Below are 20,964 nucleotides of genomic sequence, written 5' to 3'. Positions count from 1 at the left end.
AGAGCCCAGGCCTCAGGGCCTGGCGCTCGTGCCTTCACCGCGCCGGCCGGTGGCTACCAGCCTGAGCAGCTCATCCAGGTCCGCCGGCTTGGTCAGATGCATGTCGAAGCCGGCACTCAAGGCTGTGTGCACGTCCTCGGCCTGGCCCCAGCCGGAGACCGCGATCAGATAGGGCATATGGCCTTCGGGCAGGGCTCGGATTACCCGGGCCGCCTGATGTCCATCAAGGCCTGGCATGCCAATGTCGAGGATGGCCACCTCAGGCATCGCTGCCTCGCAGAGGCTTACGGCCTGCGCGCCGTCGAACGCCAGACGAACCTGATGGCCCTCCATTTCCAGCAACGCCTGCAAGGTAGTGGCGATGTCGGTATTGTCGTCGGCTATCAAGACATGCCGGCTCGCTGGGCTCTGCGGGGCCGAGGGCGGCGGAGCCTGAACCTCGGCAGGCGTGCCTTGCAGCGTTGCCAGGGGCAGCCTGGTAAGGAACTCGCTTCCCTGCCCAAGGCCCGGGCTATGGACACTCAGTGTTCCGCCATGCAGTTCCACCAGGCGTCTGGCCAGAGCCAGGCCGACGCCCAGGCCACCGGCGTCGGAGCCGAGACTGGCGACACGTCCGAACAAGCGGAAGATCTCTTCCATCTGTTCGGGCGCCAGACCGCGGCCGCTGTCGACTACCGCCACCTCGACCTGCCCGGCGCTCACCTGGGCAGTCAGCATGACCTGCCCACCCGGCTCGGTATATTTGACAGCGTTATCGAGCAGGTTCACGAACAGCTGTTGCAGACGAAGGGCGTCGCCCTCCACATAAGCTGCCGCTTGTGGCAGGCCCTCGCTCAGCAATATGTGTTTTTCCATCGCCTTTTCGCGGACAAAGCCCAAGGCGTCGCGCAGCAGCGCCACGATGTCCAGGCGCTCGAGCCGCAGGGAGATATCGCCGAAGTTGAGTCGCGCGGCATCGAGCAGATCGTCCAGCAAGCGCGCCATATGCCCGAGTTGTCGGTCGATCACCGCCAGGTTCTGCGCACGGGCAGGCTCGCTCTGAGGGTGCCTTAGAAGCGCGGCGGCCTGACGAACAGGCACCAGGGGATTGCGCAGCTCGTGGGCCAGCGTGGCGATGAACTCATCCTTGCGGCGATCCGCCTCCATCAGTTCCTGGTGAGCGGCGGCAAGGTGCGCCAGGGCATCGCCACGCGCCTGCTCGCTTGCTGCCAGGGCCTGGGCCGAATGCTCCAGCGCCTCGCCGACGTCACGAACCTCCTTGATGTCGCTGGCAACGGCTGTTGGCGTTTCGCCCCGGCCCACCGCCTTCGCCGCTTCACGCAATTGCGCCATGGGCCGGCTGATGCCCCGCGCGGCGAACCAGGCGGCCAGACTGGCCAAAAGCAATGATAGCGCCAGGCCGCCGCCATAGAGCAGCATCGCCCGGCTGACAGTGGCGGAAACTTGCCGGGTAGGGATGCCGGTGGCGAGGGTCCAGCCACTTTGCGGCAAGCGAACGTAAGCGGTATAGACTTCTTCACCGGCGGAGGTATGGGTGATCCCGCTGCCTTCCTCGGCCTGGCTGCGCCTGACGAGCGCGAGCAGGTCCGGTGATACCTGGTCGCCCAGGGCGAAACCCCGTTCCGGTACCCTGGCGATGCGCCGCCCATTATTGTCGAACACCACCACTGTCCAGCCCTCAGGAAGCTTCTGTAGCCCCAATACATCTCCCAGGGTCGTCGGCAGCAGCGGGGTGGTCAGTACATAGCGCAGCTTGCCGTCGCGTATCACCGGCACCCGCAGAGGGATGGCCCAGGTTCCCGACGGGCCCTGGCCAAGCTGCCCGACCATCGGAGCGGGGCGCTCCACCATCTGCGCGAAGCTGGTAGGCTCCGCGGGCTGGTGGAAGGTCACGTACGGGCCAGGGGATGCCCTGAGCAGCAATTGCCCGTCTGGCGCGGCGAGCAGCAGCGACCGGGAACCAGGCATCACAGGCAGTACCCGCTCCAGCATGGCGGCAAAGGGGGCAAGATCCGTTCCGTCGAGCAGCGGTGACTGGGCCAGCGCGTCCAGCACCGCGAATGAGCGATTCAAGGTGACCTGGACCGCGATCGCGGTTTGCCGGTTGGCTTCCAGGGCTCTGGAAATGGCCTCGGACTCTTCATTGCGCAACAGCACGGCCAGGGCCATGGCCGCGCAGCCAGCCAGGGGCAGGGTGCTTACCAGTACGAGGGCTGTGAGACGACCACGCAGAGAGGACAAAGGATGGCGCAAGCTACAACTCCGGGTGGGCTGGGACAGCACGGTCCGCGATGGGCAGCGCGAGCATAGCAAAACGCTTGCTCGGGCACGACTGGGCAACCGACAGACACTGCAACCCACAGCGGTCCGTCGGCCTGGTCGGCGCGCTGACAGCTATGCCAGAGGCGTTTCCTGAACAGAACAGGGTGGGCAGAGGCCGATAATCGCCTCATCCGCTATCAGGAGCATGCCCATGGAAACCGCCGCCAGCACAGAGGCAACACCGGCCACCCTTCGCAAAGTCATCGCTGCCTCGGCCATCGGCAACTTCGTGGAGTGGTTCGACTTCGCTGTCTACGGCTTCCTGGCTACCTTGATCGCCAATCAGTTCTTCGCCAGCAGCGCGCCCGGGGTGGCGCTTCTCAAAACCTTCGCGGTATTCGCAGTGGCTTTTGCCCTGCGACCACTGGGCGGCGTTGTGTTCGGGGCGCTGGGCGACCGTCTTGGCCGTAAACGCGTCCTCTCGCTGACCATCCTTTTGATGGCGGGCTCGACTACCCTCATCGGGCTATTGCCGACCTATTCCAGCATCGGCGTCTGGGCACCGGTGCTGTTGACCCTTGCCCGCTGCGCCCAGGGCTTTTCCGCCGGGGGCGAATATGCCGGCGCGGTGGCCTATCTGATGGAGCATGCGCCCCGACACAGGCGCGCCTGGTATGGAAGCTTCGTGCCAGTGTCGACTTTTTCGGCCTTCGCTGCGGCGGCCGTGCTGGCCTATGCTTTGGAGGCCAGCCTGGCGGCCGAGGCCATGGCAGACTGGGGCTGGCGGGTTCCCTTCCTGGTTGCCGCGCCCCTGGGCCTGGTTGGCCTGGTGCTGCGTTGGCGAATGGAAGAAACCCCAGCGTTTCGCGTTGCCCAAGCCCAACAGGCCGGTCACCCTCACTCGCCGTTGCGGGAAACCTTCACCCGGCAGGCCGGCACCATGTGCTGCCTGGGCGCGTTCATCTCCCTGACTGCCTTGTCCTTCTATATGTTCACTACCTATTTCTCCACCTACCTGCAGTTGGTAGGCCACCTCAGCCGCGCGCACTCCCTGGGCGTGACTACGATAGCGTTGGTCTTCGCGGCCATTGCCTGCCCCCTGGCAGGCGCGTTTTCCGACCGGGTCGGACGGCGCAAGACCATCGGCTTTACCTGTCTGTGGCTGATGCTGACCGTATTTCCCGCCTATTGGCTGGCCGGCAATGGCGGTGCAGGGCCAGCGATCGTCGGGGTGCTGCTGCTGGCCGTCGGGGCCGTGCTCTGTGGCGTGGTGACTGCCGCCTTGTTGGCCGAAAGCTTTCCCACCCGCACCCGCTACACGGCGTCCGCCATTACTTACAATGCCGCCTATACCCTGTTCGGCGGCACGGCACCGCTGGTGGCGACCTGGCTGATCGGTGCCACGGGCAGCAGCCTGGCTCCAGCGTTTTATCTCGTAGTCATCGCCTTGCTGGCACTGGCGGGCGGGCTGGCGTTGCCGGAGACTTACCGCATTTCTCTGCACGAGGAAGGCGACCCTAATGATGCGGTCACGGCCGCCACCAGCCGCGCGCTCAGTCGAAGCGGCCTGACTTGAAGTGTGCTCATGGCTTGGCGTTCATGGGCCTGTTGCCCGGCGCGCCCAGCGAGACCGACGCCTGGTGACTCAAGAAAAAATGTGAATAATGGGCGAAACTCAAGATTTTCCTGGAAGGCTCAAGAAAAATTGAGCCCAGGGAGCTTATCTTAAGGATTCCTATTGTGAGTTCCGTTGGTTACGCCCACCTGCAAGCCGCTTTGTCACTCTCGGCTTTCCCGCTCTCGTGTCCGGCGCGCATCATATAGCCTGTAACGCCTATTCGCCGGATAGGCGACATATTGGCGGTGCCGCAGCAGCGCGAGCCTGGTCTAGAAGATCTTCGGCAACAGCATGAACAACGAGACGGTAGAGCTGACATAACGCGGGCTGATATTTGAGATAAATTTTCAGGATTGGCGTGATATCAGCGGATATCGCACCATTGGGCTCCTTCCCATCATGAAGATTTGACCATGCACGCAATCATCTGGCCTGAAGGCTATACCCCCGGCTTCACCGATAACTTCGTCTCCAACGAGGTGATAGTCGCCGGGCTGAGCGCCAATGAAGTCTGGCCGTTGCTCGCCGTCCCCGCACGTTGGCCCACCTATTACGCCAACTCGGCCAATGTCCGTTTCATGGACAACACCGGGCCAGAGCTGTCTGAAGATGCCCATTTCTATTTCGAAACCTTCGGTTTCCCGGTACATGCGCGCTGCACCGAATATGTGGCGCCAGCGCTGGGCCAGCCTGGGCGTGTCGCCTGGCACGGCTGGGCTGGGGAAGAGGGCAGTGGAGACCGCTTGGATGTCCACCACGCCTGGCTGATCGAGGACCTGAGCGGAGGCCGTGTGCGCATTCTCACCCAGGAAACCCAGATCGGTCGGCCTGCCCAGGAGCTGCGCCTGGCCAAGCCAAACCCCATGCTCAACGGCCATCAGGATTGGCTGGACGGCCTGGTGTTGGCCGCCCAAGGCGCGTCTTGAACCCTAGGGGGTGACCTGATCACAGCTGGCGAATAAAAGCTGGCGCAGCCAGCGGTGACCGGGGTCTGCATGGGTACGCTCATGCCAGGCCGCTACCTTGGTGAAGCCTGGTACCGCCAGTGGCGGTTCCACCCAGGTCAAGCCCTCCAGGCCGACAACCAGACGGCTCGGCAGCACGGCCACCCGATCACTGGCGCGCAGGATCTCCGGCAGGATCAGAAAGCTTTTCACTGAAAGGCTTACAGCGCGGCTGCGACCTAGGCGGGCCAGGGCCTCGTCAGTCACGCCTTCGAAGGCGCCGGCGGTATACGACACCAAGGCATGGTCCAGCGCGCAGAAGGCATCCAGCGTCAGCGGCCTGTCGGTATCGACTACAGGATGCCCCTGCCGTGCCACACACACGTAATGCTCATCGAACAGCACCCGTGCATGCAGGTCGGCCGGCGCGCTCTGCGGGGTAACCAATGCAAGGTCCAGGTCGCCGCGTTCGAGCTGACGCTGCAACCGATCCTCTTCGACGGGCACCAGCGCAACCCGGATTCCTGGCGCCTCTGACTTGAGGCGAGCCAGAAACGGTACGGTGATGGCGCGCAGGGCATAGTCGCTGGCGGCCAGGGTGAACGTCATCCGAGCACTGGAAGGCGTGAAGGTCGCCGGCGCCAACAGGCCCTCGACCCCGGCCAGGGCCGCCTTGAGCGGGGCGGCCAGTTGCTGCGCCCGCGCAGTAGCGACCATGCCGCGCTGGGCGCGCACGAAAAGCGGATCGTCGAAGGTCGCCCGTAACCGGGTAAGCATCCCGCTCATGGCCGGCTGGGTTACCCCCAGCCGCAGCGCCGCCCTCGTGACATTGCGCTCGTCGAGCAGGGCGTCCAGGGCCTTGAGCAGGTTGAAATCCAGGGCTTTGAGGTCACGCATGGAGAATCGCGTCAGATTGAAAGGGGCCAGCTTAGCATCACCCAGGCATTGCCTGCCCAGAGGCCGCGCTGCCGCTCAGCCCCTGGTTTGAAGGCAGGCCGGGACCTTAGCGGTAACGCTCCAGCCAGTGGGCATAAGGCGCTGGCAGGGTCCAGGAGGCTTTCTCGACCCCCAGTTCCTTGGCGGCGAAGTAGGCCCAATGGGGGTCGGCCAGGTGCGCGCGGCCTACCGAGACCAGGTCCAGCTGGTTGGCGGCGACGGCCTGCTCGGCCAGCTGTGGCGTGCCGAAGCCCCAGGCGGAAGTGACCGGCAGGCCCGCTTCGCGGCGTACACGCTCAGCGACCGGCCCCATGAACGCCGGACCCCATGGGATATTGGTGTCGGGAATGGTGAAACCCACGCTGACGCTGAGCAGATCCAGGCCGCCGGCCTTGAAACGGCGCGCCAGCTCAATGGATTCTTCGAGGGTCTGCTCGTCGCGACCGTCGTATTCGATCACCCCGAAGCGCGCGGTCAGAGGGAGATGCTCCGGCCATACCTCACGCACCGCGGCCAGGGTTTCCAAGAGGAAGCGGCTGCGGTTCTCGAAGCTGCCGCCGTAGGCGTCGGTGCGCTGGTTGGAGTGCTCGGAGAAGAAGCTCTGGCCCAGGTAACCGTGGGCGAAGTGCAGTTCTATCCACTCGAAGCCCGCGTCCCGCGCGCGGCGCGCGGCGTCTACGAAGTCCTGGCGAACCCGGGCAATGTCATCCAGGGTCATTTCCCGAGGTACCTTGGGCAGGTTGGCGCCGAAAGCGATCGGGGAGGGCGCGATGGTCTGCCAGCCTTGCGGCGCGCCTTCAGCGATATGGTCATCGCCTTCCCAGGGGCGGTTGGCGCTGGCCTTGCGCCCGGCGTGGGCGATCTGGATGCCAGGCACCGAGCCTGCCGCCTTGATGGCTTGCACCGCGGGCACGAAGGCCTGGGCCAGCTCGTCGTTCCAGATACCGGCGCAGCCGGGGGTAATGCGTCCCTCAGGCGCAACCGCGGTGGCTTCGACCACCAACAGGCCGGCACCACCACGGGCCATGCTGGCCAGGTGAACCAGGTGCCAGTCGTTGATCAGTCCGTCCTTGGCCATGTACTGGCACATCGGTGGAATGGCGATGCGGTTGCGCAGAGTGACATCTTTGAGCTTGAACGGTTGGAACAGCGCGGACATGGATAGGCTCCACTGGTTAAGTACGATAGTTCGATAGTATTCGAAATATAGCCGTGAGCGATAGCCCCCGGTATCATGTTCGTCATGCGAGCCTACAAACACCCGGAACCTGAAGCCTTTGTCCTCGAGCGCGTGCTCTACGCCTTGAGTGACCCCGTACGCCTGGAAATAGTTCGACATCTGGCCGGTGTGGCGGAGGCCAGCTGCGGTGAGCTGGACGGTGGGCGGCCCAAGTCCAGCGTTTCCCATCATTTCCGCGTGCTGCGAGACGCGGGCCTGGTGCATACCCGCAGCCTGGGCACTACCCATATGAATTCGTTACGACGGGATGAGATGGAGGCAAGGTTCCCCGGCTTGCTCGACGCCATTCTGGCGCAACGCGGCTAGGCGTCGGCGCCCGTTGGGAAAGCCTTGAATCAAAGCCTGCCGGTCAGAGGATATTCCACAGCCAGCCGGAACTGATCCGTATCCAGCTCCGCCTGGGCGCTGTTTCCCCTGTGCGCGTTGTGCCGCAGCGAGAACACCGCGCCCTTGGCCTTGCCGCTCTGGACCACATAGCGGGCTTCCAGGTCACGCTCCCAATGCTTGCCGCCTTGACCATAGCCCAGATAGGCATAGCCACCCCGCGGGTCGACCTGGCTGCCATCGATACCGAAACCGCGCACATAGGCTGCGCTCAGTTGTAGCCCCGGAGCGCCATACAGGCTCATGTCCAGGTCGTACCGCGCTTGCCACGACCTTTCATGAGGCGCGTTGAAGTCAGACAGCTGCACGGCGTTGGCCAGGAAGATCGCACCCCGGGTGACGTAGTCGAAGGGGCTGTCGCCGTTCACCTGCTGCCATCCCAGGCTCAGGCCATGGGCTCCTTGGCTGTACCGCGAGAGCAGGCTCCAGGTGGTATTGTCGATACGCCCGGACAGCGCCCGTCCGGTGTCCTGCGTTCGGTAGAGGTTAAGGTCAAGGCTTAGGCTGCGGCGGTCGTCCAGGGCACGCACCAAGGTAGCGCCCAGGTAATGCTGGTTCCAGCTGTCCTGGTAGCGGGCGCTGTAAAGGCTGGCGCGCAGTCCGGGAGAGGGGTTCCATACCATCCCGGCGAGGTCGAAGGCATTGCCTTTGGGGGCGTTGGAATAGTTGACCACCAGGCCTTGGTCGTGACTGCTGGCGTTGCGATCCGTGCTTTCGGTGAAATGACCGGCCACCAGTCTCAGCGAATCCACTGGCTGGTTGATCAAGAAGACGCCTGTGGCGGTCTCGGGCAGCAAACGGCTGTCAGAAGAACTGAACACAGGTGTTTTCACCCGCTGTTCCCCATAAGTCAGCACGGTGTCCGCGTAGCGCAGCTTGAGCGCGGCGCCGCCGCGGCTGTACTCCCCCTTTGGATGGCCCTCATTATCCAGCGCCAGCAGGCGCGCCTTGCCGGCCCGCCCACCGCCACTGTCCAGGCTGGCACCCAGATAGGCATGGGCATCGAGGCCCACGCCTAGTACCCCTTGGGTAAAGCCGGACTGAAACTGACCCATCAGGCCATATGCCCATTCCTCGGCTTTTCCATTGCGCTCGCGCCGAGGCTTGTAAGCGTTGCGCGCGCCACCGTTGACGCCACCATGGCGGTAGTCGCGCTGATCGAACACGCTGCGATTGAGCAGGCTCCAGGTACTGTCTTCGAGCCAACCGTTGCCCCCGGGCGGTGCTGTCTCAGCAAGGGCCACCGGGCTGAACAATAGCGCAACGCCGAAGTTGCGAGCTAAATTCGCGTTCATACAAACCTTACCGAGCTGGACTGCAGAAGGGTACGTTCCCGGCGGGCGATGCCGGCTCGGCGGGGCGCTGCGCAAGGTCGCCCAGGTGTAGGCGCTGGTCGGACACCGCCTCGATCAGCGCCTGGTCATGGCTGACCAGCAGCAGGGCGGTGCGACTTTCCCTGACGTTTTCCACCAGCAGCTCCAGCATTTCCCGTTGAGTGATCAGGTCCAATCGCGAGCTGGGCTCGTCAGCGAAGATGAACGCAGGCTCTACCAGAAGAACGCGCAGCAGAGAGAGCCGCTGCAGTTCGCCACCTGAAACATTGCCGGGTCGACGGTCGAGCAGCGCCGGCTCCAGGCGTAGGCGCTTGAGCAAAACGTCAATGCGCCGCGGGTTCAGGCGATGTCGTCTCACCAGGTCTGCCAGGGTACGACCAAGGGTCACGCTTGGAGGGAACGCGGCGACCGGATCCTGGAACAGCTTCTGGAAGGCGATCCGAGGCACCCCGGGCAGGCGCGTGACGGTGCCTGAATGAGGGCGGATCAGCCCGAGAAGCGCATCGCCCAGGGTGGACTTTCCGCACCCGGACGGGCCGGTCACGCCCAGGATTTGCCCCCGATGCAGGTTGAAACTCAGGTCGCGGAGCAGCGTCTTGCCTCCGCGCGCCAGAGCAAGATCATGCACCGCTATCACTGGCTCGCCTTCGGGTGTACGAACCGGCGAGCGTTGCCAATGGGCGGGCTCCGCGGCCAGGAGGGCGCGGGTATAAGCGTGACTAGGTTCATTGAGCACCTGCTCGGCACTGCCGGTTTCGATGACCTTGCCTTTGAGCATGATCATCACCTGGCCGCCCAGCCGGCGGGCCACCTCCAGGTCATGGGTGATGACCAGAAGCGCGCCGCCGGCTTCGGTGCCGGCCTTGAGCAGGTCGACGACCTCGCCGATGCGCGCGCTGTCCAGACCCTTGGTGGGTTCGTCGGCGACCATGATGGACGCGCCGCCGCCATGGGCGGCCACGAAGGCCAGACGCTGGGCCATCCCGCCGGACAGCTGAAAGGGGAATTGCCGCTCGGCCTTGCCCAGGCCCACTTTCGCCAGCGCCTCGCGGGCAGATGCTCGGGCTCCCATCCTCGGTTTGCCCAGCACATGCTGGTAGGTTTCGGTCACTTGCTCCAGAGCGGCCATGGTTGGGTCCAGGCTTAGCCAGGGTTCCTGGGGCAACACGGCCACTTGCCTGCCCCATAACGCCCTGCGCCCCTGATCGCGTCCGTCCTCGCCGAAGCCATCGGCGAATTCGACCCGGCCTTCGGCATGCAGCCCCGATGGAAGATTCCCGACTATCCCTTGGGCGAACAGACTCTTGCCCGAGCCCGTCTCCCCGATGATGGTCAGTACCTGGCCAGGTAGCAATTCGATGGACAGGGGCTGGACCAATTGCGAGTGCGCGGTGCGAATCTCCAATGCCTGGGTCTTCAACAGGGGCTTCATGGCTTTTGCCTCCCGGCAATCAGTAGCAAGGACAGGACGATCAGGAAGATCACCACGATGGGCAGGGCCAGAGCCTGGGGTGCTTCAGCGAAATAGGGCAGCAACTCGGTGATCATCAAGCCCAGCTCGGCGGTCGGTGGCCGCACCCCTACGCTGACGAAGCCCAGGGCGGCGATCGCCATGATGGCCGAGGCCGCGCCGAAGGCCGCCAGGGTGGTGATCACTGGCGCCAGCTGCGGCCACAGGTGGCGCCGGAAGATGTACAGCGGCCCGAACCCGAGCAGGCGGCTGGCGGTGACTGCCTGGGAGGCCAGGACGGTGCGCGCCAATGCCCGGGTCATTCGGAAGTACTCGATCCACAGCACCAGGGCCACAGCCCCATACAGCGCCAAGAATGAGCCTGGATAGATAGCGACCACCAGCAAGACCAGCAGCAGCCCAGGCAGGGCAAGAAACATTTCAGCCAGCAGACCCAGGCATTTATCGGTCAGCCCGCCGCGCCAGGCGGCCAGAATGCCCAGCAGGACGCCTGGCACGGCCGCGCTGGCTACGCTGACCAGGGCCAACCCCAGGGACAGGCGCACCGCGGCCGCCAGGCGGGCAAGCATGTCGCGTCCCAGATGGTCGGTACCCAAGGGATGGGCGCCGCCGAACGGTGAGAGGATGGCGTTGTAGTCCTGGCGGGCGATATCGCCTTGCCACAACAGCGGAACCAGGAAGCCGAAGCCCGCCAGGGCCACGAGCAACGCCATGCCCGTGATCCGCGCCGGGCCATAGGCGCTGGCACGCACGTTGCTCAAGGGTTCTGGCGCCGCGTCCAGCGTAAGGGGTCGAGTGTTCATGCGGCGCTCCGTCGAGGGTCGATCACTTGGTTTGCCATGTCCACCAGGGTGTTGAGCAGCACGAACATCAGCCCCATGGCCAGTGCTGCGCCCTGGACCATCGGCACGTCGCGCTGGACGATGGCGTGTACCAGGCCGTGGCCGATGCCAGGCCAGGCGAACAGGGTTTCAACCACTACTACGCCCTCGATCAGGTACACCAGCTGAACGCCGAGATAGGTCATCAGCGGAACACCGATGTTGCGCAGGCCATGGCGCAGGAACAGTCGTGTTTCCCCCAAGCCCTTGAGCCGACCAAAGGCATAGAAGGGAGACGCTGTGACCTGCACCGTGGCGTCCCGGGCAACGCAGCAGGACACCGCCGCCAGGCCCAGCCCCAGGGTGAGGGTGGGCAGTACGGCATGCGCCCAGGTGCCATGGCCAGCGGAAGGCAGCAGCCCCCAGGACACGGCGAACAGCAATACGAGGATCGCACCCAGCACGAAGTGGGGCAGGGCCCGGGTGGCGGTGCTGAGCATGAGCAGGGCTCGGTCCAGCAGGCCTCCCGGTCGCAGCCCGGCCAGCACTCCCAGGGGCGGGCCGAGGATAACGGACAGCAGCAGCGCGCCGAGCGCCAGGCGAACCGAGCTACCCAGTTCATGCCGGATCATCTCGCTGACCGCCATGCCGGAGACAAGGGACTTGCCCAGGTCGAGGCTCATGAGGTTGCCGATCCAGTTCAGGAATCGCCAGGCCACGGGCTGATCCAGCCCCAGTTCGGCCCGTACGGCTTCGGCGGCGGCGCCGCTGACCATGTCGTAACCGTAGCGGCCGGCCGCGATCCGGTATGCCGCGTCGCCGGGCAGCAGCGTCATCAGTAGGAAGCTAAGGGCGCCTACCAACAAGGCAACCATCGCCGCTTGCAAGAGCCTGAAGCCCAAGAGCCGGATCATGGCGCCCACCTCATGGTGCTCAGCCCGAAGGTCCGCTCCAGGGGATCGATGGCAGCGCCTTCCACGGTCTTGGCTACCGCGATCGATTGGCGGTACCAGGCCACGGGTATGATCGGCAGTTCGTTCTGTACCTGACCGACGAGTGCATAGCGCAAGCGTTGCTGCTCGGCGGGGTCGCTGCTCTCCAGCAGGGCGTTAAGCGTTTGATCGAAGCCCGGGCTTTTCCAGCCCAGCGGGCCCCATTCAGCTCCACCGTTGGCGAAATCGCCGTATAGGGTAACCAGGGGATCTGGCGCCAGGGCGTAGTTGCGCGAGAACAGTGCCAACTGCAGGCTGCCATCCTGGTACGCGGCGGGGATGGCGCTGGCGTTCTCGACAGCCACGTCCACCTCTACACCCACTTCGCGTAGTTGGGCCTGCAAAGCGGTGGCAATCAAGGGAAGCTCGGGGCGGTCGGCGAAGGTCAGCAATTTCAGGCGCAGGGGCACGCCGTCCTTGTGCAGTACGCCATCGTTGCCAGGCTGCCAGCCCTCGGTCTCGAGCAGCTTGCGCGCCGCGGCCGGGTCGTAGGCCAGAGGGGGCAGGCTCGGGTCATGCCAGGCTGCAAGGTTGCTGGCGAACATCTGGCTCGCCCCCGTACCTGGCGCTCTCAATACCGCTGCGGCAATGCCCTCACGCTGTATGGCCAGGCTCAGCGCCCTGCGCGTCTGGGTCGAAGCGGTGGCACCCTGGCCGGCGTTCAGCGCCAGCATGACCACGCGCGGCACTGGCCCCGTGAGCACTTGCAAGTTCTCGGCACGGGACAGGCGGGCAATGCTGGGTGGGTCCAGCTGGAACACCAGTTCGGCACCGCCGCTTTGCGCCATCAGCGCGCGGGTTTCCCCGCGACCGGCACCCAGGTAGGTGGCTTTCTCGATGCTGGGCTTGGTGCCCCAGTACTGTTCGAAACGTTGCGCGGCGAGCCTTTGCGGGGGCTGCACCAAGGTGGCCTGGTAAGGCCCCGTGCCGATGATGTTTCGCACGGCACCGCTGGCGTCATAGGCACTGGCGGCCAGGATGCTGGTGGAGGAATGAGCCAGCAGTGCAAGCAGGGGGGGGAAGGGCTGGGCGAGACGGATGACCAGTTCGTTGCCCTCAATGCCGATGGCTTCGATACGCGCGTTACGCAGGATGGATGCCTTGGCCCGCGCCAGCTCCAGAGAATGAGCAGCGGTCTCGGCGGTGAGCGCCGTGCCATCGTGGAACCTTACATTGGGCCGTATGCGCAGGCGCCAGGTTCTGCCATCGTCCGAAACGCTCCAGGCTTCGGCCAGTCCCGGCAGGGGCCGGCCGCTGGCATCAGCTTCCAAGAGCGTTTCGGTGATCTGCATGCGTTGGAAAATGTAGCCGGATACGGAGGGGTCCAGCCCGACGATTTCGAAAGGGGCTACCACATCCAAGACCCCATCGCGGGCCTCGGCATGCCCATAAGACACGGCCAGCCAAGCCGCGAGGGAAACCACGAGCAGCTTCAAGGGCCGCTTCACAACTATTGCCATGAGATTCCTTATGACTGCCTGGATGAAAAAGGCTTCACCCGATGAACAAGGTCGGCATCATAAGCAATGTAATAATGTAACGTCCAGCTGGGAAATGTTTTGTAACTAAGGTCGATAACGGGAGGGTGAGAGCGGCGAACCGAGCGCTGACTAGGGTAGGTTCGCCGCCAAGACAGAAAAGCTATCCGGCTGGAAAGATCAATGCCCGCCCTTCATACGGCGGGCTAGCCCGTAGAGGGCCAGGCCGACCAAGGCTGTGGCCGCGCCTATATAACCTGTGCTGGTCCAACCGAAGCCCGCGGTGATCGCCATCCCGCCGAACCAGGGGCCTAAGGCATTGGCCAGGTTGAAGGCCGCATGGTTGGAAGCCGCGGCCAGGCTGGGCGCCTCGTGGGCAATGTCCATCAGCCGTATCTGCAAGGGCGCGGCGAGTGCCACCATGGTACCGATCAGGCAGATTCCCAGCAGAATCGACCAGAGCGCGTTCACCGCTACCGTGAAGAACAGCAGCACGACGACCGACCAGGCCAGTACCAGGCCTACCGCGCGAAAGCCGAAGCGATCGAAGAGCTTGCCGCCTGCCAGGTTGCCAATGATGCCACCGGCACCGAAGGCGGCCAGGCCGAAGGGAATCCATTGCGCCGATACGTCGGTCACTTCGAGCATGGTTGGCGCAAGGTAGCTGAACACGCAGAACATGCCGGCGAAGCCAATGGCGGCAATGGCCAGGGCCATCCACACCTGGGGTAGGGCAAAGGCTTGCAGTTCCTTGCGAGGGTCGCTGCGAGGCTCGTCCGCGGGTTGTGGCACGAAGCGCCAGACCAAGGCGATGGTGCACAGTGCCAGCCCCCCGACCAGGATAAAGGCCGAGCGCCAGCCGAAGAATTGGCCCAGGAAGGTGGCTACCGGGTTGCCCAGCAGCATGGCCAAGGTCAGCCCCATCATGACTCTGGCGACCGCGCCGGCGCGCTGGTTGGTGGGAACCATGCTCGAAGCCACCACCGCGGCGATACCGAAGTAGGCGCCATGGGGCAGGCCGCTGATAAAGCGAAAGGCGACCAGGCCAGCGAAGGAAGGGGCGAGAGCCGTGGCCAGGTTGCCCAGGGCGTAGAGCGCCATCAGCAGCAGGAGCATGTGCTTGCGCAGCAGTTTCGCGCCAAGGATGGCCAGGCCAGGCGCGCCTACTACCACGCCAAGGGCGTAGGCACTGATGGCATGACCGACTTCGGGCTCACTGAGCTGAAGGTTATGGCCGATATCGGGCATCAAGCCCATGATGGCGAATTCGCCTGTGCCGATGGCAAAACTTCCCAGGGCCATGGCGGCTTCCATTTTTCCCACCGAGGTATGGGAAGCGGCGAGAGGTGGCGGTTGATGAACGGACATCGGGTTCCTTAAGAGAGGCTGAATCGATAAAACCGTGGATTTTAGTCATTAAGCGTCCAGGGCACAGCATTCACTGATGACCAAGTGGAGTTAGCGACCTGCTATGACTTGAAGCGGGAGCCTTTCCCGTTCCGCGCTCCTTCCCATCGTTGCACGGTCCCGCTGTGGGGGCAGGCCGAAACCGTCAGGCGTACCTTGCGAAGTGGGGGCAGCTGAAATCGATCAACTGCTGTAAATGCGATTATTCTGTAACACCGCCTTGAGTCGACTTACCCCGCCTCCCTAGAATGGCCCGCCATTTTTTCCAAGGAGGTTTCGATGCGCAGCGTTTATACGCCAGCCGCGGGGTTTGCCATGTTGGCTGTAAGTCTTCTCATCCTGGGCGGTTGTAGGTCAGCTCCGAAAGACCCGCTGAGCGCGGCTCAGCTTGGAGAGATCCACCAAGGCTTCAGCGCCGCCCTGGAACCCATGATCCGCGCGGCCAATAGAGACCAGCTCGACGGCTCGGTCGAGATGAAGGTCGTCATCGACAGCGATGATCAGTTGCTCGAATGCAAGGGCAAGCCTGTAACGGGCGCGCCGGGGTTGGTCGAAGTGGTCGAACAGGCATGCTGGACGACCCTGTTTCCACCGCTTCCTCGTCAAGCCTTCGCCAAGGATGATCGGGCGCGGTTTCGCATGCCGATCACCGTGGAGATGAACCTCGGGCAGGACACGCCTCAGTTCGCCTATTATCAGGCCGTGGTATTCCCCATGTTCGCGCAGAACCAGTACTTCTGGGACAACGGCGTTTCCGGCCTCGTCATTGGCAGTGTGGGCGAGGCAAGCTTTCGCTATGTCGCCAACACGGAAGGGCGCGTTTTATCGTGTACGGTAAGAATCGAACCCACCGAGACCCGACCGAAGGCTTTCAGCCGAAGCCCCTCACTGGCGGCCAATCTGGAAAAAGCCTGTATGAGGATGAACCTCGCAAGGATGCCCGGCTTCGTCGCCGCATCCAATGGATTGGCGACCGGCACGGTATGGACGACCTATTCCCCTTGGCGCAAGCGAGCCCCCAGGGCGGCAGCCTGGTGATCAGCCACCTCAGCCGCCCACTTCTCGACCAAGGCGTCCCGAATGCGCAGGTACTGTGGGTTGGCCGGCTTGATCGTCATGGCAGGGCCTGCGCGTTTTCGAGGCCGTGCTGCCGGGCCTGCAGGTCCCGTTGCCAGGCGCGCAGCCCATACAGTGCGAGGATGATGAATCCGGCGTAGAGCGCAGCCGTCAATGGCAGGGACTTGTGGTAATAAAGCCCGGTGTACACCACGTCAAGGACAATCCACAACCACCAGCTGGCCACATATTTGCGCGCCGCCCAGTAGCTGGCTACCAGGCTGTAGGCCGTGAGCGCCGCATCCAGCCAAGGCACCTGGGCATCGGTGAAACGAGCCATGCAGGCCCCAAGCGATAGCGCCAGCAGGGCACCGATGGCCAGGCTGGTAAAGGCTACCGGCAATGGCAAGCGCTCTGCGTGCACCCGACCGGCTTCAAGCTGGCCTGAGCGCCAGCGCCACCATCCATAGCCCTGCATGAACACGAAAACGATTTGCAGCAGCATGTCCGAATAGAGCTTCACGTCGTAGAAGATCCATACGTACAGCAGTACCGCGATGACATTGACGGGCCAGCACCAGGGCGTGCGCCGGGCGGTCAGCCATACACCCAGCACGTTGACGATGACCGCGATGATTTCCAGGTCGGACATGGCCGCATCCCTCAAAAGTTGATCGTGGCGGACAAGCGCGCCGTCCGGGGCGCGCCGGGAAACAGGTAGCCGTCACCCATGTACTCGCCCACGTCCCGCCAGTATGCCTTGTCGAAGAGGTTATCGACGCTCAGCCTGAAGACGGTTTCATAGCCCTCGATCCGCGTGGTGTAGCGGCTGCCGGCATTGAACACCGCATAGTCGCCGACCTTTAACGTGCCGGCGCGGTTGGCGTAGCGGCTGCCGCTGTACTGCACGCCCCCCAGCAAGGACAGCCCCTGAATGCCGGGTATGCTGTAATCGCCATAGAGAACGGCCTGCACCTTGGGCACATTGATCGCCTGGTGACCATCGTAGGCTTCGGTTCCGCTACCGCTTATCCGAGCGCGGATCGCTGCCAGGCTGGCGGTCAGTTGCAAGCGCTCGGTGGCGTGGCCGCTGGCAGTCAGTTCCAGCCCCGTGTTCTTCTGCTGGCCTTGCTGCACGAAGGTCAGGGTTCCATCGCCATTGTCACGTGAGTATTGGTAGCCCTGTTGCAGCTGGAAGAGCGCCGCGCTCAGGCTCAGGCGCCGCCATTGTTGCTTCACGCCCAGTTCGACCTGACGAGATACGGTCGGGGCCAGTGTGTCACCGGCATTGGTGGTGTACCAGTCGGCTTCCCGGCCCGATGCCAGGCCTTTGCTGTAGCGGGCATAGAATGAGGTATTCGCCCAGGGTTGGTAGATAACGGCTACATCTGGCAGGAGTTTCCATTGGCGGGTATGCCGGGTCGTATTGCCGTCGCTATCGAAGGTCTTTTCGTCCAGCAGGACCTGGCGACCGCCCAGCACCAGTTGCCACTGCTCGTCCAGGTGCAGGCGGTCGCTCACCCATACCCCGTACTGGCGGCTGTCGAGGTGACGATAGCTGGGTGCCAGGCTTGCGCCGGAAGGCGCCACGCTGCTTGCGCCGCTGTAGATATTGCCGCTGCCTACCCACTCATTGATCTCCGGGTGGCTGTCCAGGGTCCGGCGCTGGGCGCTCATGCCCAGGGTCAGCTCGTGCAGCAGTCCCGCCGTGTCGAATCGGCCATCGAGAGAGGCCAGGGCTTCATCCACCCGCCGAGTATCATTGGGGCTGCGGAAGTCGTAGATGTCGTAGTCACCCTGGTGGCTGAAATAATTAGGCACGGCGTCACCAGCGCAACTGGCTGCTGCGTAGCAGCCCCAAGGGAAAGCGCTGTAGTCGTCGATGACTACCTGGCTGTGGGCCAGGCCCAGCTGTGTCGTCCATTGATCGTCAATGAGATAGGTATAGCGGCCGCTGGTGTTCAGGGAGTTCATGCGTACCGGCTTGGCCCATGCCTGGTCGGCCAGTAGATCATGGGGGTTGACGCCGTGGGGCAGGGCGGTGCCGCCCAGCAATTGATAGCCAGGGACCGAGCGCTGCTCACGCGCCTGATATTCGAAGTCCAGCTGCAGAGTGGAGCGAGGGTCGACCACCCAGTCGACGGCCAGGGAGGCGAAATCCCGCTGGCCGTCGGCGTGGTCCACATAGGACCGCAGGTCGTCGTGGGCCAGATTGGCACGCACGCCGAACTGCTGGTCAGCGCCGAACCATTGCCCCAGGTCCAACGCCAATGAACGCTCGCCGTCCTGGTTGGTACCGACCGAGACGGAACGCACCTCGCGTGGCCGCTTGGTCACGTAGCCAACGAGGCCCCCGGGCTCGCTTACACCGCTTTGCAGGCCGGCCAGCCCCTTGAGTACTTCCACCTGCTCTTTGTTCTCCAGCGCTACGTTCTGCTCGCCGGCGATGGTGAAACCGTTGATCTTGTAGCTGCTGGCAGCATTGAGGGCGAATCCTCGCAACACGAAGTTTTCGTAATAGCCCACGGGCGCGTAGCTTAGGCCGGCGGCGGCCTCGTTGCGCAGCACGTCGCTGAGCAGCCGGGCCTGTTGGTCTTGCAGCAGGGCGGCGTTATAGACCGATACCGAGGCCGCGGTATCCAGCAGGGGAGTATCAGTCACGCCGGCCACCGACGCCGTCGGGGTTTCATAACCGTCGCCGGCATTGCCGACCACCGTAACGGTGCCCAGGGTCGTAGTCTCATCCGCCGCCGCGGCGCCGGCCGAGGCCAGGGCGATACCGGTAAATAGCAGACGGGCCGGAAAAGGAAGGTGATGCAACATCGAGGCAGCTCCATGTTCGAATCGTTGCGGTGCGCGCCCGCTTGCCTCCGTGGTCGGAAGCAGATAAGGGGCGCAAGTGTACGCCTGCCTGGGCAAGCGGTCAGGCCGGAGCTGCCGCAATACAGCACGAAGGGCTCATCGCTGGCCCGGATTGCCTCACCCCAACGCGGCCCGCAGGCCGGCTGGGGGCTTGAACCGGTGGTTGATCTGAATTCCGTGACATCCCCCCGCTGTAGACCATCCACACAGCCGCGCCGCCCAGGAGCCTTCGCTGCGGTCGGTCATGGCGAAGCTGTAGTCAGGCTCAAGGAATCAGCCGACGTTCCCGCATGTCTTCCAGATGCCGCAGCAAGACCTCGTCCGAGCGCAACGTCATGCCGTTGAAGCCAGCCTGGCGAGCCTTGGTCACATCAAAGATCGCATCGGCCTGTACATGGAAGATGAAATCACCGAAGGCCCCCAGGGCGATCCGGTCTGGGTCGCCTTCGGCCAGCCGATGCTCGTTCGCCAACTCGTTCCAAAGCGGCCGCAGGACCTTCAGACGCTGCTCGAGGGAAATCGGCTGTGGTTCACCGACCTCCAGCCCGAACCAGTCGGCTAGCCTGGGCCAGACATGGCTCCAGCGCATCACGTCTCCATTGGTGATATTGAAGGCACCATCTGCCTCATGCCTGGCAGCCCACAAGGCAGCCTCGCCAATAAGCGGCGCTGCGGTGAGGTTGACCAGCGCGTTGCGGTAGGCGCGGTCGGGGCCGGGAAACTGCATGGCGGTGCCTGTTTTTTTACAGAGCGCGCCGTAGAGGCCGATCAGGTTGCCGAGGTTCATCGGCGATCCCAGCGAGTGGCCGATGACGATGTCCGGGCGCAGGGCTGTCCAGCGCACGCCTTTGCTTTCCAGCGTACGGGCGAAGTCCTCGTGGCGGAAGTACAGGTTCGGCGGGAAGTGGCGGCTATCGTCTTCCCGCGCTGGGGTTTTATAGACGCCCAGGTGAGCACCGTACACCTTGCCGCCCTGTACGAAGGTCACTCTGTGTAGAGGGGCTCTCACTTTCAGCAGTCGGTTGACCAGGTGCTCGAACATCGCGGCGTTTTCGTTCGCCTCGATGCCCGGATCCGGGTTGGGTTTGAGGGCGCTATAGAACAGGTGAGTGACGCTCTTGAGCATCGCCTCGGCGCCGTCCAGCGACCTGCTGTCCAGCAGATCGGCCTGGAGATGCCCATGAGTGGACGACGGCATGGCGGCTGCGCGCCCAATGGTGGTGACCCTCCAGCCGTCATTCTCGAAAGCCGTAAGTACGGCCTTGCCGATGACACCCGTGGCGCCTGCGATTAATACGTGATTTTCAGCCATCTGAGCCTCTGCGAAGTTCGGTTCGTTCAGCAGTGACAGTGCAGAGCAAGCAAGGTGCGCTCGGGCAGATGGGGCGCCCGGATGCCGACTGATGTGCGATCATGTGCAAGCGCCGGGTTCTGCGCCTTGCAGTCCAGCGCCAATCCCTTTCGCTTGTGTCGAGGAAATCTGATGTCAATGCACGCTCCGAGGCTTGACGCCCATGCGTTCAAGCAGCTCTGCCTGGCATGAAGCCCTCGTTGTTCGTGTCCCTGGACGGGCCCAAGGGCACCGGCAAGACTACCCTGCTGGAAGCGGCCACTCAGAGGCTCAGAGCGCAGGGGCACAAGGTCATCCGCCTCTGCGAAAAGAAAAGCGACCCCTACAGGGGCCAGACCATGGCCCTGGTCAACGAGTTCGTCAGGCGCCCCTCGGCGGTCCTTGAAAGGCTGGTCTGCGAGCGCCTGGCCGAGAGCCGCCGCTGGATTTCCCAGCAGGTCTTGCCGAAACAGCCACCGGGCAGCCTCATTCTGATAGATCGGTGGTACCCCTCGGATGCGGCTTTCCGTCGGCTCATTCCCTTCGAAGACATTCTGGCGCTCAATATGGCCAGAGAGGTGCGGGTGCCAGACCTGCATGTGGGAGTGATCACTGCCGCGAGCGTCTCCTGGGCACGCGCGGCGGCCAGAACGCGTGGGCTAGGCAGCACGGTGCTCCGAGGGCTGGGGGAGCACGTTGCCTGCACCGAGGCTTTCGAACACGCCTTCAGCGATCGCGGCTGGCTGCTCTGCTGCAACGAAGGCACGCTGGAAGCGGCGACCGGGCAAGTGGTGGCGCATATCCAGAAGCTGCTTTGACCCGGCACACC

At 63.8% G+C, this 20,964-nt stretch carries 17 protein-coding genes; 5 read left to right on the top strand and 12 right to left on the bottom strand.

The window, feature by feature from the left end:
• Positions 1 to 12: 12 nt before the first annotated feature.
• The gene (locus tag BN1188_RS19410) at positions 13 to 2,253 is read right to left on the bottom strand and encodes a hybrid sensor histidine kinase/response regulator (protein ID WP_232430945.1); all 2,241 of its coding nucleotides are present in this window, start codon (positions 2,251 to 2,253) and stop codon (positions 13 to 15) included.
• A 220-nt stretch (positions 2,254 to 2,473) separates the two neighbouring features.
• Here BN1188_RS19410 and BN1188_RS19405 point away from each other — a divergent pair, with 220 nt between their 5' ends.
• The gene (locus BN1188_RS19405; protein ID WP_040263243.1) at positions 2,474 to 3,838 is read left to right on the top strand and encodes an MFS transporter; all 1,365 of its coding nucleotides are present in this window, start codon (positions 2,474 to 2,476) and stop codon (positions 3,836 to 3,838) included.
• Between the two features lie 455 nt (positions 3,839 to 4,293).
• Positions 4,294 to 4,806, top strand: coding sequence for an SRPBCC family protein (locus BN1188_RS19400; protein WP_040263241.1), 513 nt, complete (start codon positions 4,294 to 4,296; stop codon positions 4,804 to 4,806).
• Positions 4,807 to 4,809: 3 nt separating this feature from the next.
• On the opposite strand, the gene BN1188_RS19395 is transcribed toward BN1188_RS19400, so the two are convergent.
• Positions 4,810 to 5,721 (bottom strand): LysR family transcriptional regulator, encoded by a 912-nt coding sequence (locus BN1188_RS19395; protein WP_040263239.1) that lies wholly within the window; start codon positions 5,719 to 5,721, stop codon positions 4,810 to 4,812.
• A gap of 106 nt (positions 5,722 to 5,827) precedes the next feature.
• Entirely contained in the window at positions 5,828 to 6,919 is a 1,092-nt protein-coding gene (locus tag BN1188_RS19390) for an NADH:flavin oxidoreductase/NADH oxidase (protein ID WP_040263237.1), read from the bottom strand.
• Positions 6,920 to 7,003: 84 nt separating this feature from the next.
• Here BN1188_RS19390 and BN1188_RS19385 point away from each other — a divergent pair, with 84 nt between their 5' ends.
• Positions 7,004 to 7,306 (top strand): ArsR/SmtB family transcription factor, encoded by a 303-nt coding sequence (locus tag BN1188_RS19385; RefSeq protein WP_040264315.1) that lies wholly within the window; start codon positions 7,004 to 7,006, stop codon positions 7,304 to 7,306.
• Positions 7,307 to 7,335: 29 nt separating this feature from the next.
• Here the strand turns inward: BN1188_RS19385 and BN1188_RS19380 are convergent, their stop codons facing one another.
• The 6 genes from BN1188_RS19380 to BN1188_RS19355 form a co-directional block, all read right to left on the bottom strand.
• Positions 7,336 to 8,679, bottom strand: a complete 1,344-nt coding sequence (locus BN1188_RS19380) for an OprD family porin (protein ID WP_040263235.1) — start codon at positions 8,677 to 8,679, stop codon at positions 7,336 to 7,338.
• A gap of 7 nt (positions 8,680 to 8,686) precedes the next feature.
• Positions 8,687 to 10,150: an ABC transporter ATP-binding protein gene (locus BN1188_RS19375; protein WP_040263234.1), complete on the bottom strand. Its 1,464-nt coding sequence runs from the start codon at positions 10,148 to 10,150 to the stop codon at positions 8,687 to 8,689.
• A complete protein-coding gene (locus tag BN1188_RS19370; RefSeq protein ID WP_040263233.1) occupies positions 10,147 to 10,992 on the bottom strand; it encodes an ABC transporter permease in 846 nt (281 codons plus the stop codon). The genes BN1188_RS19375 and BN1188_RS19370 overlap by 4 nt, the downstream gene beginning before the upstream one ends.
• Positions 10,989 to 11,924 (bottom strand): ABC transporter permease, encoded by a 936-nt coding sequence (locus BN1188_RS19365; RefSeq protein WP_040263232.1) that lies wholly within the window; start codon positions 11,922 to 11,924, stop codon positions 10,989 to 10,991. The genes BN1188_RS19370 and BN1188_RS19365 overlap by 4 nt, the downstream gene beginning before the upstream one ends.
• Positions 11,921 to 13,462, bottom strand: a complete 1,542-nt coding sequence (locus tag BN1188_RS19360) for an ABC transporter substrate-binding protein (RefSeq protein ID WP_040263231.1) — start codon at positions 13,460 to 13,462, stop codon at positions 11,921 to 11,923. The genes BN1188_RS19365 and BN1188_RS19360 overlap by 4 nt, the downstream gene beginning before the upstream one ends.
• Positions 13,463 to 13,660: 198 nt before the next feature.
• Complete coding sequence (locus BN1188_RS19355; protein ID WP_040263230.1) at positions 13,661 to 14,848, bottom strand: MFS transporter; 1,188 nt, start codon at positions 14,846 to 14,848, stop codon at positions 13,661 to 13,663.
• A 468-nt stretch (positions 14,849 to 15,316) separates the two neighbouring features.
• Between BN1188_RS19355 and BN1188_RS19350 the strand changes: the two genes are divergently transcribed.
• On the top strand, positions 15,317 to 15,925 hold the full coding sequence (locus BN1188_RS19350) for a hypothetical protein (RefSeq protein ID WP_148485273.1): 609 nt from the start codon (positions 15,317 to 15,319) through the stop codon (positions 15,923 to 15,925).
• Positions 15,926 to 16,001: 76 nt separating this feature from the next.
• Here BN1188_RS19350 and pnuC read toward each other — a convergent pair whose 3' ends face one another.
• From pnuC to BN1188_RS19335, 3 genes are all read right to left on the bottom strand, one after another.
• Complete coding sequence (gene pnuC, locus BN1188_RS19345; protein WP_040263228.1) at positions 16,002 to 16,595, bottom strand: nicotinamide riboside transporter PnuC; 594 nt, start codon at positions 16,593 to 16,595, stop codon at positions 16,002 to 16,004.
• A gap of 11 nt (positions 16,596 to 16,606) precedes the next feature.
• Entirely contained in the window at positions 16,607 to 18,766 is a 2,160-nt protein-coding gene (locus BN1188_RS19340) for a TonB-dependent siderophore receptor (RefSeq protein ID WP_040263226.1), read from the bottom strand.
• A gap of 304 nt (positions 18,767 to 19,070) precedes the next feature.
• The gene (locus BN1188_RS19335; protein ID WP_040263224.1) at positions 19,071 to 20,117 is read right to left on the bottom strand and encodes an NAD-dependent epimerase/dehydratase family protein; all 1,047 of its coding nucleotides are present in this window, start codon (positions 20,115 to 20,117) and stop codon (positions 19,071 to 19,073) included.
• A gap of 227 nt (positions 20,118 to 20,344) precedes the next feature.
• Between BN1188_RS19335 and BN1188_RS19330 the strand changes: the two genes are divergently transcribed.
• Positions 20,345 to 20,953, top strand: a complete 609-nt coding sequence (locus tag BN1188_RS19330) for a dTMP kinase (protein WP_040263223.1) — start codon at positions 20,345 to 20,347, stop codon at positions 20,951 to 20,953.
• The last annotated feature ends 11 nt before the right edge of the window (positions 20,954 to 20,964 follow it).

The organism is Pseudomonas massiliensis (genome assembly GCF_000826105.1).
Lineage (GTDB): Bacteria > Pseudomonadota > Gammaproteobacteria > Pseudomonadales > Pseudomonadaceae > Aquipseudomonas > Aquipseudomonas massiliensis.
Note: the sequence above shows the minus strand (reverse complement) of the source record. Positions and strands in the feature narration are given on the sequence as shown.

Coding starts and splice junctions, on each gene's coding strand:
- BN1188_RS19405 (WP_040263243.1), top strand. CDS start 2,474: ATGGAAACCGCCGCCAGCACAGAGGCAACACCGGCCACCCTTCGCAAA.
- BN1188_RS19400 (WP_040263241.1), top strand. CDS start 4,294: ATGCACGCAATCATCTGGCCTGAAGGCTATACCCCCGGCTTCACCGAT.
- BN1188_RS19395 (WP_040263239.1), bottom strand. CDS start 5,721: ATGCGTGACCTCAAAGCCCTGGATTTCAACCTGCTCAAGGCCCTGGAC.
- BN1188_RS19390 (WP_040263237.1), bottom strand. CDS start 6,919: ATGTCCGCGCTGTTCCAACCGTTCAAGCTCAAAGATGTCACTCTGCGC.
- BN1188_RS19385 (WP_040264315.1), top strand. CDS start 7,004: ATGCGAGCCTACAAACACCCGGAACCTGAAGCCTTTGTCCTCGAGCGC.
- BN1188_RS19380 (WP_040263235.1), bottom strand. CDS start 8,679: ATGAACGCGAATTTAGCTCGCAACTTCGGCGTTGCGCTATTGTTCAGC.
- BN1188_RS19375 (WP_040263234.1), bottom strand. CDS start 10,150: ATGAAGCCCCTGTTGAAGACCCAGGCATTGGAGATTCGCACCGCGCAC.
- BN1188_RS19370 (WP_040263233.1), bottom strand. CDS start 10,992: ATGAACACTCGACCCCTTACGCTGGACGCGGCGCCAGAACCCTTGAGC.
- BN1188_RS19365 (WP_040263232.1), bottom strand. CDS start 11,924: ATGATCCGGCTCTTGGGCTTCAGGCTCTTGCAAGCGGCGATGGTTGCC.
- BN1188_RS19360 (WP_040263231.1), bottom strand. CDS start 13,462: ATGGCAATAGTTGTGAAGCGGCCCTTGAAGCTGCTCGTGGTTTCCCTC.
- BN1188_RS19355 (WP_040263230.1), bottom strand. CDS start 14,848: ATGTCCGTTCATCAACCGCCACCTCTCGCCGCTTCCCATACCTCGGTG.
- BN1188_RS19350 (WP_148485273.1), top strand. CDS start 15,317: ATGATCCGCGCGGCCAATAGAGACCAGCTCGACGGCTCGGTCGAGATG.
- pnuC (WP_040263228.1), bottom strand. CDS start 16,595: ATGTCCGACCTGGAAATCATCGCGGTCATCGTCAACGTGCTGGGTGTA.
- BN1188_RS19340 (WP_040263226.1), bottom strand. CDS start 18,766: ATGTTGCATCACCTTCCTTTTCCGGCCCGTCTGCTATTTACCGGTATC.
- BN1188_RS19335 (WP_040263224.1), bottom strand. CDS start 20,117: ATGGCTGAAAATCACGTATTAATCGCAGGCGCCACGGGTGTCATCGGC.
- BN1188_RS19330 (WP_040263223.1), top strand. CDS start 20,345: ATGAAGCCCTCGTTGTTCGTGTCCCTGGACGGGCCCAAGGGCACCGGC.